Source organism: Lysobacter capsici (genome assembly GCF_018732085.1).
Taxonomy (GTDB): domain Bacteria; phylum Pseudomonadota; class Gammaproteobacteria; order Xanthomonadales; family Xanthomonadaceae; genus Lysobacter; species Lysobacter capsici_A.
The window spans coordinates 3,101,970-3,128,574 of sequence record NZ_CP076103.1; the positions used below are offsets into that span (position 1 = coordinate 3,101,970).

General features: G+C 68.9%; 2 protein-coding genes (1 of these 2 running past the window's edge). Both read left to right on the forward strand.

Features of this window, described 5'->3' with window-relative positions; translation table 11 throughout:
- Positions 1-25,260: a non-ribosomal peptide synthase/polyketide synthase gene (locus KME82_RS13070; RefSeq protein WP_215498902.1), complete on the forward strand. Its 25,260-nt coding sequence runs from the start codon at positions 1-3 to the stop codon at positions 25,258-25,260.
- Positions 25,241-26,605, forward strand: the 5' portion of a protein-coding gene (locus KME82_RS13075; protein WP_215498903.1) for a non-ribosomal peptide synthetase. The gene runs 8,559 nt beyond the window's last position; the window shows 1,365 of its 9,924 coding nt (coding positions 1-1,365); its start codon is at positions 25,241-25,243; its stop codon lies beyond the right edge, outside the window. Before KME82_RS13070 ends, KME82_RS13075 begins: the two co-directional genes overlap by 20 nt.

Below are 26,605 nucleotides of genomic sequence, written 5' to 3' on the forward strand. Positions count from 1 at the left end.
ATGAACAAAGAAACCAGACACATTTTCCGTTCGCTCTCCACGCCGCAGTTGGAAATGTGGTTCGCGCAGGAGTTGGATCCGGCCAACTGGCTCTATCACAGCTGCGGCTACCTCGATATCGGCGGCCCGCTGGACATCGCGAAATTCGAACAGGCCTTGCAGCGCTTCGTCGCCGAAACCGACGCCTTGCACCTGCGCTTCTGCGATGGCCCCGAAGGGCCGCTGCAATACTTCGGGCCGATACCTGCCCTGCCCTTCGAGTTCGTCGATGTTTCGTCGCAGCAGCAGCCGTTCGAGGCCGCGCTGTCGGCGATGCAGGCCGACATGCGGCGCGTGTTCGATCTGCGCTCGTCGCGGCTGTTCAACTACGCGCTGTTCAAGCTCGGCGAAGATCGCTACCTGTGGTACAAGCGCTACCACCATATCGTGCTCGATGGCGCGGGCTCGACGCTGGACGTATCGCGCGTCACCGCTATCTACACCGCGCTGTGCGCCGGTGCGGACGTGCCGGCCAGCAGCCTGGGCACGATCACCACGCTCCTGGACGACGACCGCGACTACCGCGAATCCGCGCGCTATCGGCGCGACTTGGACTTCTGGCGCGAATATGCGCGCGGCCTGCCCGAAACCACCGCGCTGAACGGCCGGCCGCTCAGCCGCGACGCCACCTTCCGCCGCTGCTCGTTGCCGATATCGCCGGCGCTGTCCGCCGCGCTGATCGCGGCGGAAACCGGCGAAAGCAAATGGCCGCAGTTGCTGACCGCAGCGGTCGCGGCCTACCTGTATCGGATCAGCGGCGGCAAGGTCGACACCTTCGATTTCCCGGTGGCCGCACGCGCCAAGGGCCTGCGCCATGTGCCCGGCACGACCGCCAACGCCTTGCCGCTGCGGCTGGGCGCGCTTGCGGACGAGTCGCTGACCGAACTGGCCAGGCGCAGCAACCGCGAAATCCTGCGCGTGCTCAAGCATCAGTATTTCCGCGGCAAGGACATCCAGCACATGCGTCCGGCCGCGGCGAGCGCGTTCGGGCCACGCATCAACATCCTGCCGTTCGATTTCGACTATGTGCTCGACGGCCATCCGGCGACCTTGTATTCGCTGTCCAACGGGCTGGTCCACGACTTCTCGGTGACCTTGCAGGGCCAGCCGGGCAAAGGCCGTTGCGCGCTGAACATCGACGCCAATTGCGAGTTGTACGACGACGAGGAACTCGCCCGGCACGCGACGCGCCTGCTGCAGTTCATCGAGCGCGCACTGGCCGAGCCGTCGCGAGCGCTGGCCGAGATCGAACTGCTGGAAGCCGACGAACGCCGACAACTGCTCGGCCAGTGGAACGACACCACGCACGCGCTGCCGACCGCGACCGTGCCCGAACGGTTCGAACAACAGGCGGCCCGCACGCCGCAGGCGGTCGCGGTTGTCTACGAAGGCCAGCAGCTGAGCTACGCCGAACTCAACGCGCGCGCCAATCGACTGGCCCGGCACCTGATCGCGCACGGCGCGGGCCCGGAAAGCATCGTCGCCATCGCGCTCCCACGCTCGGCGGAACTGGTCGTCGCCCTGCTCGCCGTGCTCAAGGCCGGCGCCGCCTACCTGCCGCTGGATACCGATTACCCCGCCGATCGTCTGGCCTTCATGCTCGACGATGCGCAGCCGGTGCGGCTGATCACGCGCAGCGACATCGCGCTGCCGGCGACAGCGGTGCCGCGCTGGGAACTCGACGATGCCGAACTGCAGGCGCGCATCCTCGACCCCTCGACCGACGAACCGCAGGACGGCCAATGGCGCGGCAAGCTCGCGCCGCTGCATCCGGCCTATGTGATCTACACCTCCGGCTCCACCGGCAAACCCAAGGGCGCACCGAACACCCACGAGGCGCTGGTCAATCGCCTGGCCTGGATGCAGCATGCCTATGCGCTGCAGGACGACGATGTCGTACTGCAAAAGACGCCCTTCAGCTTCGACGTGTCGGTGTGGGAATTCTTCTGGCCGCTGCTGTACGGCGCCCGCCTGGTGCTGGCGCGCCCCGGTGGCCATCGCGATCCGGCCTACCTCGCCTCGCTGATCCGCCAGCACAACGTCACCACGCTGCACTTCGTGCCGTCGATGCTCGAAGCCTTCCTGCACGAACCCGACAGCGCGACCTGCGCCAGCCTGCGCCGCATCGTCTGCAGCGGCGAAGCGCTGTCCGGTGCGTTGCGCGAACGCCTTCGTCTGACGCTCGATCGTCCGCTGCACAATCTCTACGGTCCGACCGAAGCAGCCATCGACGTCACCGCCTGGACCTGTCGCGACGAAACCGCCGGCAGCGCGGTGCCGATCGGCGCGCCGATCTGGAATACCCAGACCTATGTGCTCGACGCCGCGCTGCGGCCGGTGCCGGCCGGCGTGCCGGGCGAGCTGTACCTCGCCGGCACCGGCCTGGCGCGCGGCTATCATCGCCGCGCCGGTCTGACCGCCGAGCGTTTCATCGCCAACCCGTTCACGCCGGGCCAGCGCATGTATCGCACCGGCGACCTGGCGCGCTGGCGCGCCGACGGCCAGCTGGAATATCTCGGCCGCACTGACCATCAGGTCAAGATCCGCGGTCTGCGCATCGAGCTGGGCGAAATCGAAGCGGCGCTCGCACTGGCGGGGTTCGCCCAGAACGTGGTCGTGGCGCGCGAGGACGGCGGCGGCCCGGCGCAATTGGTCGCCTACGTGGTCGCGCCCGCGGTCGATGCGGCGCAGCTGCGCGCGCAACTCGGGCAGCGCCTGCCCGATTACATGGTCCCGGTCGCTTTCGTGGCGCTGGACACGCTGCCGCTCAACGCCAACGGCAAACTCGATCGCAAAGCGTTGCCGGCACCGGTGTTTGCATCGACCACGCGCCGCGCGCCGAGCACGCCGCAGGAGGCCGAACTCGCCGCCTTGTTCGCGCAGGTGCTGGGCCTGGACGAGGTCGGCGTCGACGACAACTTCTTCGAACTCGGCGGACATTCGCTGTTGGCGTTGCGCCTGATCGCGGCGATCCGCGCCCATCTGCGCGCCGACGTGTCGATCCGCGACGTGTTCGAAGCGCGCACGCCGGCCGCGCTGGCGCCGCGGCTGCGCGCGCTGCACGGCGAACGCCCGGCGTTGCAGGTGCTGCCGCGTCCCGAGCGGCTCGAGCTGTCGCATGCCCAGCGCACGCTGTGGTTCATGCATCAGTTCGAAGGCCCGAGCGCGACCTACCATATTCCGCTGGCCGCGCGTCTCGACGGCCCGTTACAGTTTCCCGCGCTGCAGGCCGCGCTGAACGATCTGGTCCGGCGCCACGAAAGCCTGCGCACGATTTTCCCCGTCGCCGACCATGCGTATCAGCAGGTGCTCGCGCAGGCCGAATGCGAACTCGCGCTCGTCGAGGTCGCCGAGGACGAGCTGCAGGCCGCGCTCGACGCCGCGGTCATGCGCCCCTTCGACCTGACCGTCGAATTGCCGCTGCGCGCCAGTGTGTTCCGCATCGACGCCGAACGCCATGTACTGCTGCTGTTGCTGCACCACATCGCCGGCGACGGCGCGTCGTTGCGGCCGCTGACCGAGGATATGTCCGTCGCTTACGCCGCGCGGCTGCGGCATCGCGCGCCCGATTGGCAGGCGCTGCCGGTGCAGTACGCGGACTACAGCCAATGGCAACGCGCCGTGCTCGGCGATGCGGCCGATCCGCTCAGCGTGCATGCGCGCGAAATGGCCTATTGGCGTCAGGCGCTGGCCGATCTGCCCGAGCAGCTGAGCCTGCCCTACGACCGTCCGCGTCCGCCGGAGATCAGCTACCGCGGCCAGCATCTGTACTGGAACCTCGATGCCGATCTGCACGGCCGTCTGCTGGCGTTGGCGAAGCGGCACGACTGTACCTTGTTCATGGTGCTGCACGCCGCGCTGGCGGCCTTGCTGACCCGGCTCGGCGCGGGCACCGACATTCCGATCGGCAGCTCGGTCGCCGGCCGCGCCGATCCGGCGCTGGACGGGCTGATCGGCCTGTTCCTCAATTCGCTGGTGTTGCGCGTGGATACTTCGGGCAATCCGCGCTTCGATGCCTTGCTGACACGCGTGCGGCACGTCGACCTCGCCGCCTACGAACACCAGGAACTGCCGTTCGAACAGGTGGTCGATGCGCTCAGCCCGGAGCGTTCGCTGTCGCACCATCCGCTGTACCAGGTGATGCTGGTCCTGCAGAAAGCCGCGGGCCACCGTCTGCAACTGCCGGGAGTGCGTTGCAGCGAACAGTTGTTCGACATGCCCACGGCCAAGTTCGATCTGAGCTTCGAACTGGCCGAGCACGAACATGCCGACGGCCGCCCGGCCGGCCTGCGTGGCTTCGTGGAATACGCCACCGACCTGTTCGACGAGGCGACGGCGCAGTCGTTCGCGCAGCGCTTCGAACGCCTGCTCGCTGCGGTCGTCGACGACGCGAGCCAGACCATCGATGCCATCGAGTTGATGGACACCGGTGAGCGCCGGCAGTTGCTGCAGGACTGGAACGCCACTACTCAGCCGATCCTCGCCGCCACCTTGCCGGCGATGTTCGAGGCGCAGGTCGCGCGTACGCCCGCCGCCGTGGCTGCGATCTGCGGAGCGCAGCGGCTCGACTTCGAGCAGCTGAACCGACGCGCGAACCAGTTGGCGCATGCGTTGATCGCTGAAGGCGCCGGTCCAGAGTCGGTGGTGGCGATCGCCCTGCCGCCTTCGCTGGATCTGATCGTCGCCCTGCTCGCGGTACTCAAGGCCGGCGCCGCCTATCTGCCGCTCGACCTCGGCAATCCGCCCGATCGTCTGGCGGTGGTGCTCGAGGACGCGCGCGCGGTGCGGGTGATCACGCACGGCGAATTTTCCGGCTTGTTCCCCGCGACGGCGCCGTTATGGCTGCTCGATGACGCGCAGTTGCAGCAACGCCTTGCGCGCAGCCGCGAGGACAATCCCGGCGACGCCGAGCGTCTGCGTCCGCTGGACCTGCTGCATCCGGCGTATGTGATCTACACCTCCGGATCCACCGGAAAACCCAAGGGCGTGATGGTCTCGCACCACTCCGCCGCGCACTACTTCGCCTGGAGTCGACACGCCTATTTCAACGCCGACGGCAACGGCTCGGCGACCACCCTGTCGGTGGCCTTCGACGGCAGCGTCACGGTGCTGTTCGGTCCCTTGCTGGCGGGACAGCCGCTGACCCTGACGGCCCTGGACGGCGATTTTTCCAGACTCACCGCCGAACTGCCGGCGGGCGGCTACGAAGTACTGAAACTTACGCCGGCGCATCTGAAACTGCTCAATTCCCAGATGCAAGCCGGCGCGCCGGCACCGGCGCGGGCGCTGATTCTCGGCGGCGAAGCGCTGATGCATGCCGACCTGGCCTACTGGCAGGAGCATCATCCGCAGGTACGGCTGATCAACGAATACGGTCCCACCGAGGCCACGGTCGGTTGCTGCACCTTTGAGGCAAGCCCGCACGACCGCCTGGACGGCGGCGTCGCCATCGGCCGGCCGATCTGGAATACGCAGTTGTATGTGCTCGACGCCAATCTGCGGCCGCAAGTCACCGGCGCCGCCGGCGAGCTGTACATCGCCGGCGAAGGCCTTGCGCGCGGCTATCTGCATCGCCCGGCGCTGACCGCCGAGCGTTTCCTCGCCAATCCGTTCGCGGCCGGCGAACGCATGTACCGCTCCGGCGATCTGGCGCGATGGCGCGCCGACGGACAGCTCGACTACCTGGGCCGCATCGATCAGCAAGTGAAGATCCGCGGCTATCGCATCGAACTGGGCGAAATCGAAGCGGCCTTGGCCCAACTCGGGTTCGCCCACGGCGCCGTGATCGTGCGCGAAGACCACGCCGGGCAGAAGCAACTGGTGGCCTATCTGGTGGCCGACGCGGTCGACGGCGCCGGCCTGCAACAGCAACTGGCCGCGCGTTTGCCCGCCTATATGGTTCCGGTCGCGTTCGTGGCGCTGCGCGAGTTGCCGCTGACCGGCAACGGAAAACTCGATCGTAAGGCGCTGCCGGCGCCGGATTTTAAGCAAGGCGGCACTGCCCGCGCGCCGCGCACTGCGCATGAGGCGCTTCTGTGCGAATTGTTCGCCGAGGTGCTGGATCTGACCGAGGTCGGCATCGACGACAGCTTCTTCGAACTCGGCGGCGACAGCATCAGCGCGATCCGCCTCGTCAGCGGTGCGCGCAAACGCGGCCTGCCGCTGGCGCCGCGCGACCTGTTCAAGCACCCGAAAATCGAAGCGCTGGCGGCCGCCGTCGCCGCGCAGGAGATCGCCGCGCGCAACGCGCCGGCGCCGGCGCCAATCAACGACGAGGCGATCGGCGAGCTGCCCTTGCTGCCGATCATGCGCGCCTTCGTCGATCGAGGCGGCCCGCTCGAGCGGCTGCACCAGTCGCAACGGCTCAACGCGCCCGCCGGCATGACCGAGCCGGCGATGCTCGCGGCCTTGCAGGCCTTGCTCGACCGGCACGACGCGCTGCGTCTGCGCTTGATGTCGCGCGAGGGTCAACACCATGCATCGATTCCGCCCGCTGGCTCCGTCGACGCGGCGTCCTGCCTGACCCGCGTCGAGCTGACCGCTGTCGATGCGAACGACGACGAGCGCCGATTCGAACAGGCCGTCGCCGATGCATTGACGCGACTGGACCCCGGCCAAGGCCGCCTAGTGCATGCGATCTGGGGCGACCGCGGCGCGGACCGGCCGGGCCGCGTGTGCCTGATCGTCCATCACCTCGCCGTCGACGGCGTGTCGTGGCGAATTCTGCTGCCCGATCTCGAACAGGCCTGGCGGGCGGCGATGAAGGAACAGCCGGTGGCGCTCGATCCGCCGACGACCTCGCTGCGCCGCTGGGCCGGACTGCTGCAGCGCGACTCGGGCGCGCAGCGCCGGCACAACGAGCTGGCGCTCTGGCGCGGCATGGCGTCGACGCCCGATCCCGTGCTGGGTACGCGATCGCTCGATCCCGCCCGCGACACCGTGGCCACCCGGCGCGAGCTGCGCCTGCGGCTGGCCGGCGACAACGTCGCTCGCTTGTTGGGCGAAGTGCCGGCCGCGTTCCGCGCCACCATCAACGATGTGCTGCTGACTGCGTTCACCCTCGCCGTCGCCTCGTGGCGCCGGCAGCGCGATGCGGACGCCGGCTTGGCGGTGCGCTTCGAAGTGGAAGGCCACGGCCGCGAAGACGTGTTCGACGATGTCGATCTGTCGCGCACGGTCGGCTGGTTCACCAGTGTGTATCCGGTCGCACTCGATCCGGGCCCGATCGATATCGGCCAGGTGCTCGACGGCCACGACGATCTGGGCCGCGCGCTACGCCGCATCAAGGAACAACTGCGCGCGATTGCCGACCATGGCCTGGGTTACGGCCTGCTGCGTCATCTCGCGGCCGACGCCGAACTCGGCGCCGCGCCCGCGGCGCAGTTGGCGTTCAACTATCTGGGCCGCTTCGCCGTCGCCGCGGACGGCGATCGGGAACAGTTCGGCGGCGGCGACGATCCGCGCCGCCCGCTGAGCCACGCCATCACCCTCGACAGCATCGTCTACGACCGAGCCGGCGCGGCGGAACTGGTCGCGGCGTGGTCGTATGCCGGCGAACTGTTCGCGGCCGATGAGATCGAAGCGCTGGCCAAAACGTGGTTCGACTGTCTGCAGGCGCTGATCGCGCACGCGGGCCGCGCCGATGCGGCGGCGCTGACACCGTCGGACCTGTCGCTGCTCAAGCTCGATCAAGACACCATCGCGCAATTGGAAGCGGCGCGGCCGCTGGCCGACATCCTGCCGCTGGCGCCCTTGCAACAGGGCATGTTGTTCCATGCCCTCTACGACAAGGAGGCGGCCGACGCCTATCTGGTGCAGATGGTGTTCGCGCTGGACGGCCCGCTGGACGCGGACGCGCTGGAGCGCGCCGCGCGCGAGGTGCTGTCGCGGCATCCGCACCTGGACGCGGCCTTCGTGCAGCTCGATGCGCAGCCGCCGCTGCAATTGCTGCCGCGCCAACCGGCGTTGTGCTGGCAACGATGCGATCTGGGCGCCCTGCCCGCGGCCGAACGCGAGCGGGCGCTGCACGAGTTCCTGCGCGAAGACCTCGCGCGCCCGGTCGACCCGTCGAAGGCGCAACTGCTGCGCTTCAGCCTGGTGCGCTTGAGCGAGCACGAACATCGCCTGGCTTTCACCCATCACCACATCCTGCTCGACGGCTGGTCGGTGCCGGTGCTGCTGCAGGAATTGTTCACCCTGTATCACTCGCGAGGCGACGCGTCGTCGCTGCCGCCGGTCGCGCCGTACGGCGATTACCTTGGCTGGATCGCCGCACAGGATCGTCCGGCCGCGCTGGCCGCGTGGCGTCAGGCGCTGGAGGGATTCGAACAGCCGTGCCTGATGGCTCCGCAGGCCACCGCGCAGCCGGTCATGCCGCGCATTCGCCGCCGCGATTTCTCGCCCGAACTCACCGCGGCGCTGCAGGCGCAGGCGCGCCGCCGCGGCCTGACCATCAATACCCTGCTGCAAGGCGCCTGGGCGCTGCTGCTGGCGCAGGCCACCGGCAATCAGGACGTGTGTTTCGGCATCACCGTTTCCGGCCGTCCGCCGGAACTGGCCGGCATGGAACGCATGGTCGGCTTGTTCATCAACACGCTGCCGTTGCGCCTGCGCGTGGACAACGGCCAATCGCTGGGCGAGCTGCTGGACGGTTTGCAGGACGGCCAGTCGAGCCTGCTCGGCGCGCATCATCTGGGCCTGACCGATCTGCTGCGCGAGCTGGGCCAACAGGAATTGTTCGATACCCTTCTGGTGTTCGAGAACTACCAGTTCGACGCCCAGGACCGGCAATTCCTCGACAACGACGATGACGGTTCGCTGCGCGTGCGCCTGGCCGAAGGCGGCCGCGGCGGCGACATGTCGCACTATCCGCTGGGCCTGCTGCTGGTTCCGGCCGAATGCCTGCACTTGCGCATCAGCTATCGTCCCGACCTGTTCGACGATGCGCAGATCGAACGCATCGAGCAATGCTTCGAGCGCATCCTGCAAGCCTTCGCCGGCGATCTGGGCCAGACCGTGGGCCGTCTGGATCTGCTCGACGGCGATGCGCGCGCGCGATTGCGCACCTGGAACGACACCCGGCGCGAATTGCCGCGCCAGACCTTACCGGACCTGTTTGAGCAGCAGGTCCAACGCACGCCCGACGCGGTTGCGGCGATCTTCCAGGAGCAACGGCTCAGCTTCGCCGAACTCGACGCGCGCGCCAACCGGCTCGCGCATGTGTTGATCGCCGAAGGCGCCGGCCCCGAAAGCATCGTCGGCGTCGCCCTGCCGCGCTCGCTCGACCTGATCGTCGCCTTGCTCGCCGTGCTCAAGGCCGGCGCGGCGTATCTGCCACTGGACATCGACTATCCCGCCGATCGCCTGGGCTTCATGCTCGAAGACGCCAGGCCGGTGTGCGTGATCACCCGCGGCCCGCTCGCCGCGCTGCCGGCGCAGGCGCCGCACCTGGATCTGATCGATGCGGAACAGCGCCTGTCGCAGGCGCCCGAACACGATCCGCGCGACGCCGAGCGTCGCTGCGCGTTGCAGCCGGAACATCCGGCCTACGTGATCTACACCTCCGGCTCGACCGGCCGTCCCAAGGGCGTGCTGGTGGCGCATCGCAGCGTCGCCAATTACTTCGCCTTCGTCCGTGACCGCTATTACCGCATCGACGCCGACGGCGCGGGTCGCCGACCCGGAGCCGGTTCTCCGACCACCTTGTCGAGCACGTTCGACGGCAGCGTCACGTTGCTGTTCGGCGCGCTGCTGGCCGGCGAACCGCTGATCCTGCTGCCCGCCGGTAGCGAGTTGCAGACGCTGGCGTCGTCCGCGCAGACGGTCCCGTACAACCTGCTCAAGCTCACCCCGGCGCACCTCAAGGCGCTCAACCCGATGCTCGAGGAGTCCGGCGCTCCGGCTCCGGGCCAGGTGTTGATCCTCGGCGGCGAAGCGCTGGTGCCTGCCGATCTGGCGTTCTGGCAGACGCGCTTCCCGCAGGTGCGGATCATCAACGAGTTCGGTCCCACCGAGGCGACCGTCGGCTGCAGCATCGAAGAGATCGACGAGGACATGGCCGGCGTGGAGGCCGTCTCCATCGGCCGCCCGATCTGGAACACCCAGTTGTACGTGCTCGACGCCGCGTTGCGTCCGTTGCCCGCCGGCATCGCCGGCGAGTTGTACATCGCCGGCGAAGGATTGGCGCGCGGGTATCTGCAGCGGCCCGGCCTCACCGCCGAGCGCTTCGTCGCCAGTCCGTTCGAACCGGGCGCGCGCATGTACCGTTCCGGCGATCTGGCGCGCTGGCGCGACGATGGCCGTCTGGACTATCTCGGCCGCATCGATCAGCAGGTCAAGATCCGCGGCTTCCGCATCGAGCTGGGCGAAATCGAGGCCGCCCTCGCCCGCTGCGGCCATCCGCGCAACGTCGTGCATGTGCGCGAGGACGTGCCCGGCGACAAGCAACTGGTCGCCTACCTGGTCGGCGCCGACACGAAGCTCGATACCGCCGCGTTGCGGCAGGCGCTGGAAAGCCAGCTGCCCGAGTACATGGTCCCCAGCGCCTTCGTCGCGCTGCAGGCCTTGCCGCTGACGCCCAACGGCAAGCTCGATCGCAACGCCTTGCCTGCCCCGGGCCAGGTCGTCGCCCGCCTGCGTCCGCCGCGCAATCCGCGCGAAGAGCTGCTGTGCGAGCTGTTCGCGACATTGCTGGGGCGCGAACAGGTCGGCATCGACGACGACTTCTTCGCGCTCGGCGGGCATTCGCTGTCGGCGATCCGCCTGATCGGCATGTTGCGCACGCGGCTCGGGCTGGAGCTGCCGATCCGCAGCCTGTTCGAAGCTCCGACCGTGGCCGAGCTGGCGCGGCAACTCGATCCGAACAACGCGCCGCGGCCGCCGCTGCGTGCGCAGCCGCGGCCGGCGATCCTGCCGCTGTCGTATGCGCAGCAGCGCCTGTGGTTCCTGCACAAGCTCGAAGGCCCCAGTTCCACCTACAACGTCACCGTCGCCTTGCGCCTGAGCGGCGGGTTGGACGTCGACGCGTTGCGCGCGGCATTGGCCGATCTGGCGGTGCGCCATGAAAGCCTGCGCACGATCTTCCCCGACAGCGAACAACCGTTGCAGCAGATCCTGCCGCCGGAACAGGCCGAGGTGCCGCTGTCGATCCATGCCAGCGACGACGCTCGTTTGGCCGACGATCTGCAACGCGCCGCCGACCATGCCTTCGACCTGAGCCGCGAGCTGCCGTTGCGGGCGAACGTGTTCCATCTGGGCGCGTCCGCATCCGGCAACGACGAACACGTACTGCTGCTGTTGCTGCATCACATCGTCGCCGATGCGGTGTCCATGCTGCCGCTGCTGCAGGACATCGCCCACGCCTATGCCGCGCGGCGCGCCGGCCAGGCGCCGGTGTGGACGCCGCTGCCGCTGCAATACGCCGATTACAGCCTGTGGCAGCGCCAACTGCTGGGCGATCCGCTGGACCGTCACAGCCGCAGCGCGCACCAGCTCGATTACTGGACGCGCCAGCTGGCCGAGCTGCCGGAACAGATGAGCCTGCCCACCGATCGCGCGCGTCCGGCGGTGGTGAGCTATCGCGGCGGCAGCGTCCGCTTCGCGCTGCCGGCGGACCTGCACCAGCGCCTGCTGGAGCGGGCCGGCGCCAGCCAGGCGAGTTTGTTCATGCTGCTGCAGGCCGCGGTCGCGGCCCTGCTCAGCCGCCTGGGCGCGGGCGACGACATCGTGCTCGGCAGTCCCATCGTCGGACGCGGCGAAGAAGGCCTCAACGGCCTGATCGGCCTGTTCCTCAACACCCTGGTGCTGCGCACCGATACGTCCGGCAATCCCGGTTTCGAGACCTTGCTCGCACGCGTGCGCGACACCGACCTGGCGGCCTACGAGCACCAGGACCTGCCGTTCGAGCAATTGGTCGATGCGATCAAGCCGGCGCGCTCGCTCTCGCATCATCCCTTGTTCCAGGTTCTGTTGGCGCTGCAGACCCAGGACCCCGAGTTGCCGGCCTGGCCCGAGCTGGACGTGCGCGTGCAGCCGCTGCTGCTGGAAAACGCCAAGTTCGATCTGAGCTTCGACTGGACCGAACACCGTCACGCCGACGGCCGCGCCGGCGGTCTGCACGGCCGCATCGAATACGCCAGCGATCTGTTCGATGCCGCCAGCATCGAACGCCTGGCCGAGCGCCTGCAACGCCTACTCGACGCGGTAGCGGCCGATCCGCGCCTGCGCCTGGCCGATCTGCCGATACTGACCGACGCCGAGCGCGTCAGCCTGTTGCGCGATTGGAGCGCCGGTCGGAGTGTCGACGCCGCCGAACTGTTGCCGCAGCGCTTCGAGCGACAGGCCGCGGCCACGCCGCAGGCCGTCGCTCTGGTGCATGCGCACGGCCAGCTCGATTACGCCGCGCTCAACGCCGCCGCCAACCAACTGGCGCACGTACTGAACGAACGCGGCATCGTGGCCGGAGACCGCGTGGCGATCGCGCTGCCGCGCACGGCGGATCTGCTGATCGCTTTGCTGGCCGTGCTCAAGAGCGGCGCCGCCTATGTACCGGTGGACCCGGACTACCCCGCCGATCGCATCGCCTACATGTTCGACGATGCCGAGCCGGCGGCCGTGATCACCGATGCGGCATCGGCCGCGGTCGTCGCCGGCGGCGCACATCGTTGCGAGACCGTGCTGGTGCTCGACGACGCGCAGACCCGCGCCGCGATCGAACGCGCGCCCTCGCGCAATCCCGGCGAAGCGTTCGCGTTCGCGCAGTCCGCCGCATACACCATCTACACCTCCGGTTCGACCGGCCGCCCCAAGGGCGTGACCGTCGAGCACCGCGCGCTCGCCAATTTCCTGCGTTCGATGGCGCGCAGCCCGGGCATGGCCGCGGGCGAGCGCCTGCTCGCGCTCACGCCGATCTCCTTCGACATCGCCGGCCTGGAGCTGTACCTGCCGCTGTGGCAGGGCGGCTGCGTGCATCTGCTCGACCGCGACACCGCGAGCGACGCCGGACAGCTCGCCGCGCACATCGACCGTGTCGAGCCGGACTTGATCCAGGCCACGCCCGCCACCTGGCAGATGCTGCGCTGCCACGGCTGGCGTCCGCGCGAATCGATGCGCCTGCTGTGCGGCGGCGAAGCCCTGCCGCCCGACCTCGCCGCCTACCTGAGCGCCGATGCGGGCGCGCTGTGGAACATGTACGGCCCCACCGAGACCACGGTGTGGTCCTTGCTCGATCGCGTCGACGCCGATGGCGAGGTAAGCATCGGCCGTCCGCTCGACAACACCCGCGTCTACATCCTCGACCACCATCTGCAACCGGTGCCGGCGGGCGTTGCGGGCGAGTTGTACATCGCCGGCGACGGCCTGGCGCGCGGCTACCATGAGCGCGCTGGGCTGACCGCCGAACGTTTCCTCGCCAATCCCTTCGAACCGGGCGCGCGCATGTACCGCACCGGCGACCTGGCGCGCTACCGCGCCGACGGACGCGTGGACTGCCTGGGCCGCGTCGACAACCAAGTGAAGCTGCGCGGCTTCCGCATCGAACTGGGCGAAATCGAAGCGGTGCTGGCGCAGCTCGGCCACGCGCGCAATGCCGTGCTGTTGCGCGAGGACGCGCCGGGCCACAAGCAGTTGGTCGCCTACATCGCCACCACCGAGGCGATCGATGTGACGACGCTGCGGCAACAGTTGGGCGAACGCCTGCCCGACTACATGCTGCCCGCCGCGATCCTTGCCCTCGACGCGCTGCCGCTGACGCCCAACGGCAAGCTCGATCGCAAGGCGCTGCCGGCGCCGCACTTCGTCACCGGCGAAGGTCGCGGCCCGCGCAACGCGCAGGAAGCCGAGTTGTGCGCGCAGTTCGCGCAGGTGCTGGGGGTGGAGCGCGTCGGCATCGACGACAATTTCTTCGCCCTGGGCGGACATTCGCTGCTGGCCACGCAACTGGTCGGCCGCCTGCGCGCCAGCCTCGGTGTGGAAGCGACGATCCGCAGCCTGTTCGAAAGCCCGACCGTGGCCGAGCTGTCGCCACGTCTCGGCCGCCAGAGCGCGCGTCGCATGCTGCAAGCGATGCCGCGGCCGCAGCGGCTGCCCTTGTCGTATGCGCAGCGCCGGATGTGGTTCATCCAGCAACTCGAACGGCAAGGCGGCGTCTACAACATTCCGCTGCCGCTGCGCCTGCGCGGCGCGCTCGATGTCGAGGCGCTGCGGTTGGCGCTGCGGGATCTGCTGGATCGGCATGAAAGCCTGCGCACGGTGTTCGTCGAACACGACGGCGAGCCGTGGCAACGGATTCTCGCCGCCGATGAAATCGACTGGACGTTGCCAATCGAGGCGGTGTCGGCGCAATCCCTGCAATCGGTGCTCGACGAAGCGGCACGTTGCGACTTCGACCTGTCGCGGGACATCCCGCTGAAAGCCTGCCTGCTGCGCATCGACGAGCACGAGCACGTGCTGGCGCTGGTGCTGCACCACATCGCCGCCGACGCCGGTTCGCTGGCGCCGCTCGCGCGCGACCTGAGCCTGGCCTATGCCGCACGCCGCGAAGGCCGCGCCGCGGATTGGGCGCCGCTGCCGGTGCAGTACGCCGACTACACCTTGTGGCAGCGCGAGCTGCTCGGCGATCAGGCCCAACCCACCGCGGTGCAGCGCGCGCAACTGGACTACTGGCGCGGCGCCCTCGCCGGCCTGCCCGAATGCCTGCCCTTGATCGGCGACCGGCCGCGGCCGGCGCAGGCGAGCTATCGCGGCGAACGCCTGCGCGTGCGGATCGACGCCGAGTTGCACGCGCGATTGCTGGCGTTGGCGCAGCAGCACCAGGTCAGCCTGTTCATGCTGTTGCAGGCGGCCTTGGCGAGCCTGCTGAGCCGCCTGGGCGCCGGCGACGATATCGCCATCGGCAGTCCGATCGCCGGGCGCACCGATGCGGCGATGGAATCCCTGGTCGGCTTCTTCGCCAATACCTTGGTGTTGCGCAACGACACCTCCCGCAATCCCAGCTTCGCGCAACTGCTGCAGCGCGTGCGCGCGACCAACCTCGCCGCCTACGGCCAGCAGGATCTGCCGTTCGAACAACTGATCGAAGCGCTCAACCCGAACCGCTCGCTGGCCCATCACCCGCTGTTCCAGGTGATGCTGGTGCTGGAAAACAACCAGGGCGCCGAACTGGACCTGCCGGGGCTGGCCTGGGAATCGATCGACTGCTCGCCGGGCCTGGCCAAGTTCGATCTCAACCTCGGCCTGAGCGAGGACTACGATGCCGACGGCGAGGCCGCCGGTCTGCGCGGTGTGCTGGAATACGCCAGCGACCTGTTCGACGCCGCGACCGCCGATGCGCTGGTGCGACGTTATCTGCGCTTGCTGGAAGCCGTGGCGGCCGATGCCTCGCTGCCGATCGGCCGCATCGACTTGCTCGAGCCGGCCGAACGCGAAACGCTGGTGCATGGCTTCAACGCCACCGCGCAGGATGCGCCGCCGAGCCATTTGCCGGCCTTGTTCCAGGCGCAGGTCGCGCGGACCCCCGAGCGGGTCGCGCTGCGCTTCGAACAACAAGCGCTCAGCTACGCCGAACTCAACGCCCGTGCGAACCGGCTGGCGCATCGACTGATCGCCCACGGCGTCGGACCGGGCGAACTGGTCGCACTGGCCGTGCCGCGCTCGATCGAGATGGTGGTGGCGCTGCTCGCCGTGCACAAAGCCGGCGCGGCCTACCTGCCGCTGGACCCGGATTATCCGGCCGAACGCCTGGCCCACATGCTGGCCGACGCGCAGCCCAGGCTGTTGCTGAGCGACAGCGCCACGCTTGCGCACCTGCCGCCGCATGCCTGCGCATCGCTGTTGCTGGATCGGGATTTCACCGAATCCGCCGCGCGCGACCTGCCGTCGACCGATCCGACCGACCACGAACGCCTGCGCCCGTTGCAGCCGCAGCACGCGGCTTACGTGATCTACACCTCCGGTTCCACCGGCAAGCCCAAGGGCGTGACGCTGCCGCATCAGGCGCTGAGCAACCTGCTGGCCTGGCACCACGGCGCGCTGGCCGGATCGGCCGACGCCGGTTTTACCGATACCGAATCGGGCGATATGCAAGCGGCCGGCACGGTGGTGGCGCAGTTCACCGCGTTGAGCTTCGACGTGTCCGCGCAGGAAATCTTCTCGGCGCTGACCTGCGGCAAGACCTTGGCGATCCCGCGCCGCGACACGCAGCGCGATCCGGCGCGGCTGGCGGCATGGCTGGAGCAATGCCAGGTCAACGAACTGTATGCGCCCAACCTGGTGCTCGACGCGGTCTGCGCCGCCGCGCAGGAACAAGGCCTCGCCTTGCCGGCGCTGCACACGCTCGTGCAGGCCGGCGAAGCGCTGAGCCTGAGTCCGGCCCTGCGCGCCTGGCGCGAGCAGGCAACGAATCGACGCTTGCACAACCACTACGGCCCCAGCGAAACGCACGTGGTCACCGCGCATGCGCTCGCTCGCGATGCCGCCGGCTGGGACGATCCCGCCGGCGTGCCGATCGGCGCGCCGATCTGGAACACGCGCCTGTACGTGCTCGACGCGGACCTGCAGCCGGCACCGGTCGGCGTGCCGGGCGAGTTGTACATCGCTGGCGCCAATCTGGCATCGGGCTATCTGCGCCGGCCAGGGTTGACCGCCGAACGCTTCATCGCCAATCCGTTCGCGCCCGGCGAGCGCATGTACCGCAGCGGCGATCGCGCCCGCTGGCGCCGCGACGGCGCGCTCGACTATCTGGGCCGCGTCGACCATCAGGTCAAGATCCGCGGCTTCCGCATCGAGCTGGGCGAGATCGAATCCGCGCTCGCACGCGCCGGCTTCGCCCAGAACGCGGTGCTGGCCCGCCCCGATCGACAAGGCCAGCCGCAATTGGTGGCTTATCTCGTCGCCGCGCGCGTGGATGCGTCCGCGTTGCGCGAGCGCCTGCTTGCCCAGTTGCCGGACTACATGGTGCCGGCGGCGTTCGTGGCGATCCAGGCGCTGCCGCTCACCCCGAACGGCAAGCTCGACCGACGCGCCCTGCCCGAGCCGGACTTCGCCGTGTCCACCTCGCGCGCCCCGCGCAACCCGAGGGAAGAACTGCTCAGCCGCTTGCTCGCCGAAGTGCTCAAGCTCGAACGCGTCGGCATCGACGACAATTTCTTCCTGCTCGGCGGCCACTCGCTGCTGGCCACGCGCCTGGCCAGCCGCATCCGCGTCGCCTTCGGCAAGGAACTGCCGATACGCCACCTGTTCGAAGCGCCCACCGTGGCCGCGCTCGCCCAGCGCCTGGACGAAAGCGCGGCGGCGCGACCGGCGCTCACACTGCAACCGCGGCCGGCCTGCCTGCCGCTGTCGCATGCGCAGCAGCGCCTGTGGTTCCTGCAGCAACTGCACGAGACCAGCAACGCCTACAACATTCCGATGGCGGTGCATCTGGACGGTCCGCTGGACAGCCAGGCGCTGGCCCAGGCGCTCAACGATGTGCTGGCGCGGCATGAAAGCCTGCGCACCGTATTCGAACTCGTGGACGGCATGCCCGTGCAGTGCATTCGCGCCGAGGCGAGCTTGTCGATGCCGGTGTATCAAAGCACCGAAGACGGCTGGCGCCAGGACGTATGTGAAGCCGCGGCCCATGCCTTCGATCTGCAATCGGAATTGCCGCTGCGCGCGCATCTGTTCCGCCGCGACGCCGAGCGGCATGTGCTGCTCCTGCTGTTGCACCACATCGCCGGCGACGGCGCTTCGATGGCGCCGCTGGCGCGCGACCTGAGCCTGGCCTATGCGGCCCGGTGCGCCGGGCATGCGCCGGATTTCGCGCCACTGCCGGTGCAATACGCCGACTACGCGCTGTGGCAGCGGCGCCTGCTGGGCGAGGAAAACGCGTCCGACAGTCCACTGTCGAAGCAACTGGCCTATTGGCGGCAGGCCCTGGCCGATCTGCCGGACCAGATCGCTTTGCCGAGCGACCGGCCGCGACCGCTGGCCGCCAGCCAGCGCGGCGCGAGCTGCGCGGTCGCCTTCGACGCCGACCTGCACGAACGCCTGTCGGCGTTGGCACGCAGCCAGGGCGTGACCATGTTCATGGTGCTGCAGGCCGCGTTCGCGGCGCTGCTGTCGCGCCTGGGCGCCGGCACCGACATCCCGATCGGCAGCCCCATCGCCGGCCGCACCGATGCCCTGCTCGACGATCAGATCGGCTTCTTCGTCAACACGCTGGTGTTGCGCACCGACACCTCCGGTAACCCGCGTTTCGCCGAATTGCTCGAACGCCTGCGCGCCGCCGACCTGGCCGCCTACGAACACCAGGACCTGCCGTTCGAACGCCTGGTCGAAGCGCTCAATCCCAATCGCTCGCTGGCCCACCATCCCTTGTTCCAGGTGGCGTTGACCCTGCAGAACAACGATCGCCCCGAGCTCGACCTGCCGGGACTGAGCCATCGCCCGGTCGAGCTGGACATGACGGTCGCCAAATTCGACCTCAACCTGGGCCTGGCCGAGCGTTGGCGCGAAGACGGCGGCGCCGACGGATTGCACGGCGTGCTCGAATACGCCGTTGACCTGTTCGACGCCGACAGCATCGGCGTGCTGGTCGAGCGCCTGCAGCGCGTATTGCGGACCGTGGCGTCGAATCCGCAATGCCGCTTGTCCGCCATCGAGGTGCTGGACGCCGACGAACGCGAGCGCCTGATCTCGCCGCGACTCGCCGACGCGCCCTCGCCCGAACCGCTGTTCCCGCAGATGTTCGAGCAACATGCACGACTCACGCCCGACGCGCCGGCCCTGCTTGGCGAACCCGTCGGCCTGAGCCAGGAAACCCTCAGCTACGCGCAGCTCAACCGGCGCGCGAACGCGCTGGCCCATCGCCTGATCGCGCAAGGCATCGGCCCGGAGGATCTGGTCGCGCTCGCGGTGCCGCGTTCGCCGGAGATGGTGATCGCGCTGTTGGCGATCGTGAAAGCCGGCGCCGCCTACCTGCCGTTGGACACCGGCTATCCGGCCGAACGGCTGGCCTACATGCTCGACGACGCCAGGCCGTCGCTGCTGATCGGCCGGCGCGACGTCGCCGAGCGTCTGCCCGCCGTCGCGTCCGCGCTATGGCTCGACGACGTGCTCGGCGAGATCTGCGCCAACGCCGATACCGACAGCCACGCGCGCGAGTTCGACGATCCGCACGACAGCCAGCGCACGCGCCCGCTGTCGCCGCGGCATCCGGCCTATGTGATCTACACCTCCGGCACCACCGGCCGCCCCAAGGGCGTGGTGGTGACCCACGCCGGCCTGCCCGGTCTGGCGCGGGCGCAGGTGGAGCGATTCGGTCTGGCCGCGCACAGCCGCGTGCTGCAGTTCGCCTCGTTGAGTTTCGATGCGGCGACGATGGAAATGCTGATGGCGTTCGCGCCCGGCGCGGCGCTGGTGCTGCCGCGGCCCGGCGTGTTGCTCGGCGACGAGCTGGCGGCGACGCTGCATCGCTTCGACGTCACCCATGCGCTGATTCCGCCGAGCGCGCTGGCGAGCATGGACGCCGCATCGGTGACCGCGCTGCGGACGCTCGTGGTCGGCGGCGAAGCCTGCCCCGCGCCGCTGGTCGCCGCCTGGTCGCATGCGCGCAACATGCGCAACGCCTACGGCCCGACCGAGGCGAGCATCTGCGTCACGATCAGCGATTGTCTGGGCGATGCCTTGGGCGATGCGTCGGCCGCGGCCAGCGCGCCGCCGATCGGCCGTCAACTCGCGCAGGTGCGGCTGTATGTGCTCGATGCGCATCTGCAGCCGGTGCCGGCGAACGTCTGCGGCGAGCTGTACATCGCCGGCCCCGGTCTGGCGCGCGGTTACCTCGGCCGCGCCGCGCTCACCAGCGAACGCTTCGTCGCCGATCCCTTCGCGCCGGGCGAACGCATGTACCGCAGCGGCGACCTGGTGCGCTGGCGCGCCGACGGCCAGCTCGACTACCTCGGCCGCGTGGACCACCAGGTCAAGATCCGCGGCTTCCGCATCGAACTGGGCGAAATCGAAGCGGCTCTGGCCGAACTGGGCCATGCACGGCACGCGGTGATCGCACGCGAGGATCGTCCGGGATTGCCGCGCCTGGTCGCGTATGTGGTGACGCCGCAATTGGACGCCGAAGCGCTGCGCGCGGCGCTGGCGCGGCGCCTGCCCGACTACATGGTGCCCGCGGCGATCGTCGCCATCGATGCGCTGCCGCTCACGCCCAACGGCAAGCTGGACCAGCGCGCCCTGCCGGCGCCCGACTTCGCCACGACCGTGCAACGCGCGCCGCGCAACGCACGCGAAGACGCGCTGTGCCGCCTGTTCGCGGACGTGCTCGGATTGGAACGCGTCGGTATCGACGACAACTTCTTCGCTCTGGGCGGACATTCGCTGCTCGCCACCCGGCTGATCAGCCGCATCCGCGCCGAGCTCGGCGTGGCCCTGCCGATTCGCAGCGTGTTCGAACAGCCGACCGTCGAGGCCCTGGCCGCGCGCTTGTCCGAACGCGAGGAACAACGGCCGCCGCTGCGGGCGATGGCGCGTCCCGAGCTCATGCCGCTGTCGTATCCGCAGCGACGGCTGTGGTTCCTGTATCGCTTCGAAGGCCCAAGCGCGACCTACAACATCCCGCTCGCGCTGCGTCTGCAAGGCGAACTCGATGTCGGCGCGCTGCATGCGGCCCTCAACGATCTGCTGCAGCGTCACGAGAGCCTGCGCACGATCTTCCCGCACGGCGAGCAGCCGATGCAGCACATCCTGGCGCATGCGCGGATCGCGCTGCCGGTGACCGAGATCGACGAGGCCGATCTGCCGGCCGCGCTCGATGCCGCCGCGGTGCGTCCGATCGACCTGGGCAGCGAACTGCCGCTGCAGGCGCGGTTGTTCCGGCTGTCGCCGCACAGTCACGTGCTGCTGTTGCTGCTGCACCACATCGCCGGCGACGGCGCCTCGATGGAGCCGATGGCGCGCGATCTCTCGCTCGCCTATGCGGCGCGTCGAGACGGCCGTGCGCCGGACTGGACGCCGCTGCCGGTGCAATACGCCGACTACACCTTGTGGCAGCAGCAACTGCTCGGCGAGATCGGCGATGCCGACAGCCGCGCGGCACGCCAGCTCGGTTACTGGCGCAAGACCCTGGCCGACCTGCCCGAACAGATCGCGCTGCCGGCCGACCGGCCGCGCCCGGCCACCGCCAGCTATCGCGGCGGCCGCGTGGATTTCCAGATCGATCCCGATACGCATCAGCGCCTGCAAACCCTGGCGCGCCAGCGTGGCGCGACCTTGTTCATGCTGCTGCACACCGCGCTGGCCGCGTTGCTGACCCGTCTGGGCGCCGGTACCGACATCGCCATCGGCAGCCCTGTCGCAGGCCGCACCGATGCCGCGTTGAACGACCTGATCGGCCTGTTCCTCAACACCGTGGTGTTGCGTGCCGACACCTCCGGCAATCCCAGCTTCGACACCTTGCTGGCGCGCGTGCGCGAAGCCGACCTGGCCGCCTACGAGCATCAAGACCTGCCGTTCGAGCAATTGGTGGACGAGCTCAATCCGGCCCGCTCGCTTTCGCACCATCCCTTGTTCCAGGTGATGCTGGTGTTGCAGAACACCGCCAGCGCGAGCCTGCAACTGCCCGGGCTGAGCTTGGGCGAGCAAAGCTACGAACTGCCGATCGCGAAATTCGATCTGAGCCTCAACGTGTGGGAACGCGGCGCCGACGGCGGCCTGGGCGCGCAACTCGAATACGCCACCGACCTGTTCGACGCGGATACCGCGCAGACCATCGCGCGCCGCTTCGCGCGCATGCTGGCGGCGATGGCCGAGCAGCCGGCGCAGGCCATCGGCCAAGTCGATCTGCTCGAACACAGCGAACGCGCGCAGCTTCTGCTCGAATGGAATCCGGCGCCGCCCGCGGTCGCGCCCGATACCTTGCAGGCCCGTTTCGAGCGCCAGGCCGCGTCGTATCCCGACGCGATCGCCGTCACCTGCGAGGCAGACACGCTCAGCTACGCGCAGCTCAACGCCCGCGCCAACCAATTGGCCGCGGTGTTGATCGAACGCGGCGCGCGGCCGGAAGACCTCGTCGCGATCGCCCTGCCGCATTCGCTCGACACGCTCGTCGCGATTCTCGCAGTGCTCAAGGCCGGCGCCGCGTATCTGCCGCTGGACCCGGACTATCCGGCCGAACGCCTGGCCTACATGCTCGAAGACGCCAGGCCGGTGCAGTTGCTTACGCATGCGGCGCTGCAAGCCGGCTTGCCCGCCTCGACGGTGCCGACGATCGTGCTCGACGATCCGGCCACGCAGGCCTTGCTCGCCGCGCAACCGGCGGCCAATCCGCCGCCGCGCAGTACCGAGGCCCACCGCGCCTACGTGATCTACACCTCCGGCTCCACCGGCCAGCCCAAGGGCGTGCTGATCTCGCATCGCAACGTCATCGCGCTGTTCGACACCGCGCAGCCGCTGTTCGATTTCAGCGAGCGCGACGTATGGAGTTTGTTCCACTCCTACGCCTTCGATTTCTCGGTGTGGGAAATCTGGGGCGCGTTGCTCTACGGCGGCCGGCTGGTGGTGGTGCCGCGGCATATCGCGCGCTCCACGCCCGACTTCCTGCGCCTGTTGGCCGAGCAACGCGTCACCGTGCTCAACCAGACGCCGTCGGCGTTCTATCAGCTGATTCAAGTCGACGCCGAACAACCGGCGCTCGGCGCCGCACTGAGCCTGCGCACCGTGGTGTTCGGCGGCGAAGCCCTGGACCTGCGCCGCTTGAACGACTGGTATGCCCGCCACGACGATCAAGCCCCGCGCCTGGTCAACATGTACGGCATCACCGAAGTCACCGTGCATGCCAGCTTCCAGCCGCTGGACCGCGGCATGGCCGAGGCGGCCGCGGGCAGCCTGATCGGCCGCGCCACGCCGGACCTGCAGCTGTACGTGCTCGACGAGCGCTTGCAGCCGGTGCCGGTGGGCGTGGGCGGCGAGTTGTATGTGGCTGGCCTGGGTCTGGCGCGCGGCTATCTCAACCGCGCCGGCCTCACCGCCACGCGCTTCGTCGCCAATCCTTTCGCTGGCGGCCAACGTCTGTATCGCAGCGGCGATCTGGCGCGCTGGCGTGCCGACGGCACGCTCGACTTCCTCGGACGCGCCGACGAGCAGGTCAAGATCCGCGGCTTCCGCATCGAACTGGGCGAGATCGAGGCGGCCTTGCGCGCGCACGAAGGCGTGGCGCAGGCGCGGGTGATCGTGCGCGAGGATCGGCCCGGGCATAAACAGCTGGTGGGCTACGTGGTCGGCACCGCCACCGACATGGCGGCGCTGCGCGCGGCCTTGTCCGAACGCTTGCCCGATTACATGGTGCCCGCCGCCCTGGTCGCGCTTGACACCTTGCCGATCACCATCCACGGCAAGCTCGACCGCAAGGCGCTGCCGGCGCCGAGTTTCGCGCCGACCAGCGCGCGCGCGCCGCGCACCGCCGAGGAAGCGATCTTCTGCACCTTGTTCGCGCAAGTGCTGGGGCTGGCGCAGGTGGGCCTGGACGACAGTTTCTTCGCGCTCGGCGGCGACAGCATCAGCTCGATCCAGTTGGTCAGCCGCGCCCACAGCCAGGGCCTGGCGATCAGCGTGCGCGAGGTGTTCCAGAACCAGAGCGTGGAAGCGCTGGCCGCCGTCGCCAGGCCGGTGCACGAGGCCGAAACGCAGGCGCTCGAAGCGGCCACCGGAACCTTGCCGGCGACGCCGATCGTGCATTGGTTCCTCGACCAGCACGGCCCACTGGACGCCTTCCATCAGTCGATGCTGCTGCAGGTGCCCAAGCTCGAACACGCCGACCTGGTCCTGGCCGTGCAGGCGCTGCTGGATCATCACGATGCGCTGCGCCTGCGCGTGCGTGACGACGATGCCGACGAGCGACCACTGCTGATCGCCGAACCGGGCAGCGTCGCCGCCGAGAGCGTGATCGCCCGCTGCGACGTGCGCGCCATCGCGCCCGGACAGCGGCCGGCGTATCTGCAGGAACAGGCGCGGCTCGCCAGCGAGCGGCTGAATCTGCGCGACGGACGCATGCTGCAGATCGTCTGGCTCGACGGCGATGGAGATACCGATTCGCGCTTGCTGCTGTTGATCCATCACCTGGCCGTGGACGGCGTGTCCTGGCGCATCCTGGTGCCGGATCTGCGGGCCGCGTGGGAAGCGGTCAGCGCCGGACGCAGTGCGCAACTGCCGCCGGTGCCGATGCCGCTGCGGCATTGGGCGCTGCAATTGCCGTCGCTCGCCGAGCAACGCCTGGCCGAACTGCCGCTGTGGGAATCGATGTTCCAGGGCGAAGACCCGACCCTGGGCTGGCGCGCGTTCAATCCCGCCCACGACACCTTCGCCAGCAAGGCGCAGCTGAGCCTGACGCTGGATGCGAAGACCACCCAGATCCTGCTGACCCGCGCGCCCGAGCGCATCCACGGCGGGGTCAACGATGTGCTGCTGACCGCCTTCGCCCTGGCCCTGATCGGCTGGCGCGAGCGACGCGAACGCAGCGGGCCGCGTCGCGGCCGTCTGCGCAGCGTGCGCTTCGATCTGGAAGGCCACGGCCGCGAAGACATCCTCGACGGCGCCGACCTGAGCCGCACGGTGGGCTGGTTCACCAGCCTGTTCCCGGTGCAACTGGACCTGTCCGCGTTCGATCCCGCACTCGCCCTGCGCGATCACGGCGTGCTGGAGCAGGCGCTCAAACAGGTCAAGGAGCAACTGCGGCGCCTGCCCGACCACGGCATCGGTTACGGCTTGCTGCGCTACCTGAGCAAGATCGGCCGCACCGCGCTGCAAACCCGCCCGGCCGTGCAGATCGGCTTCAACTACCTGGGTCGCTTCGGCGCTGGCCAGGGCGCATCGAGCAAGAACGCCGCGCTCCACGGCGCGGCGTCCAGCAGCGCGACCTGGCAACCGCCCGCCGATGCGCCGGCGATGGGTGGCGGCGCGGCCGATCACCAGGCCTTGCCGCATGTGCTCGACCTGAGCGCGATCGCCGTGGACGGGCCCGACGGTCCGCAACTGCAGGCGCATTGGCTGTATGCCGGCGCGCTGTTGAACGAGACCGAAGTGCAGGAGCTGGCGCAGGCCTGGTTCACCGCACTGCACCGCATCGCCGACTTCGCCGCGAGCTCCGACAGCGCCGCGCTCACCCCTTCCGACGTACCGATGGTCTCGCTGGACCAGTCCGACATCGAATTCCTGGAGTTGTTGTATGCAAAAGCACCAGATTGAAGACTTGCTGCCGCTGTCGCCGTTGCAACAGGGCTTCCTGTTCCACGCCCTGTACGACCAGCAGGTGCAGGACAGCTATGTCGTGCAGATGGTGCTGGCCTTCGACGGACCGCTGGACGCGCAGGCCCTGCATCGCGCGGCCGATGCGATCGTGCAGCGTCACGCCAATCTGCGCGCGGCGTTCGTGCATCAGAAAGTCAAGGAGCCGGTGCAGCTGATCCTGCGTTCGGTGGAACTGCCGTGGCGCGATGTCGATCTGAGCGCGCAGGCGCCGGCCGAGCGCGAGGCCGCGTACGAGGCGCTGCTGCACGCCGACCAGCACCAGCGCTTCGACCTGAGCCAGGCGCCGCTGCTGCGTTTCATCCTGGTGCGGATGGATCGCCAGCACTATCGCCTGATCTTCACCCATCACCACATCCTGCTCGACGGCTGGTCGATGGGCATCTTCCTGCGCGAGTTCGTGGCGCTGTACCGCAGCGGCGGCGATCCCGCCGCGCTGGCGCGGGTCACGCCGTATCGCGACTACCTGCGCTGGCTGGAATCGCGCGACAAGAACGCCGCACTCAACGCCTGGCGCAAAGCGCTGGCCGGCGTCGAGCAACCCACGCGCGTGGTCGAAGCCTCCACCTCCACCGCGATCGCGGCCACCCAGGTGCATCTGCTGCCGGCCGACCTGAGCGCGCGTCTGGTGCAGCAGGCGCGCAACGTCGGCGTGACCATGAATACGCTGATCCAGGCGGCCTGGGCGATCCTGATCGGCCATCTGTGCGGACGCGAGGACGTGGTGTTCGGCGCGACGGTATCCGGGCGTCCGCCGGAACTGCCCGGGGTCGAACAGATGCTCGGCCTGCTGATCAACACCGTGCCGGTGCGCCTGCAGCTGCGGCCGGAGGAGTCGCTGCGTCAGTTGCTGGTGCGCTTGCAGGAGCAGCAATCGGCGCTGCTGGACTACCAGCATCTGAACCTGGTCGATATCCAGCGATTGACCGGCGTGGAGCACGAACTGTTCGACACCCAGGTGGTGTTCGAAAACTATCCCAGCGACGCGGGCGACGGCCACGATGGCCGCGACGCGCTGCGCATCGGCATCCACAGCCATTGCGGCGGCGATACCTCGCATTATCCGCTGAGCATGGTGGTCGGCCCGGGCGAGCGGATCCATCTGGGTTTCAGCTATCGACCCGACTTGTTCCGCGCCGAACAGATCGAGCGCATCGGCGCGCGCTACGCACGCATCCTGACGGCGTTCGCCGACCATCTGGACGGCGCGGTCGGGCGTCTGGACATGCTCGATGCCGACGAGCACGAACAACTGAAGGACTGGAACGCGACCGCGCATGAAGTA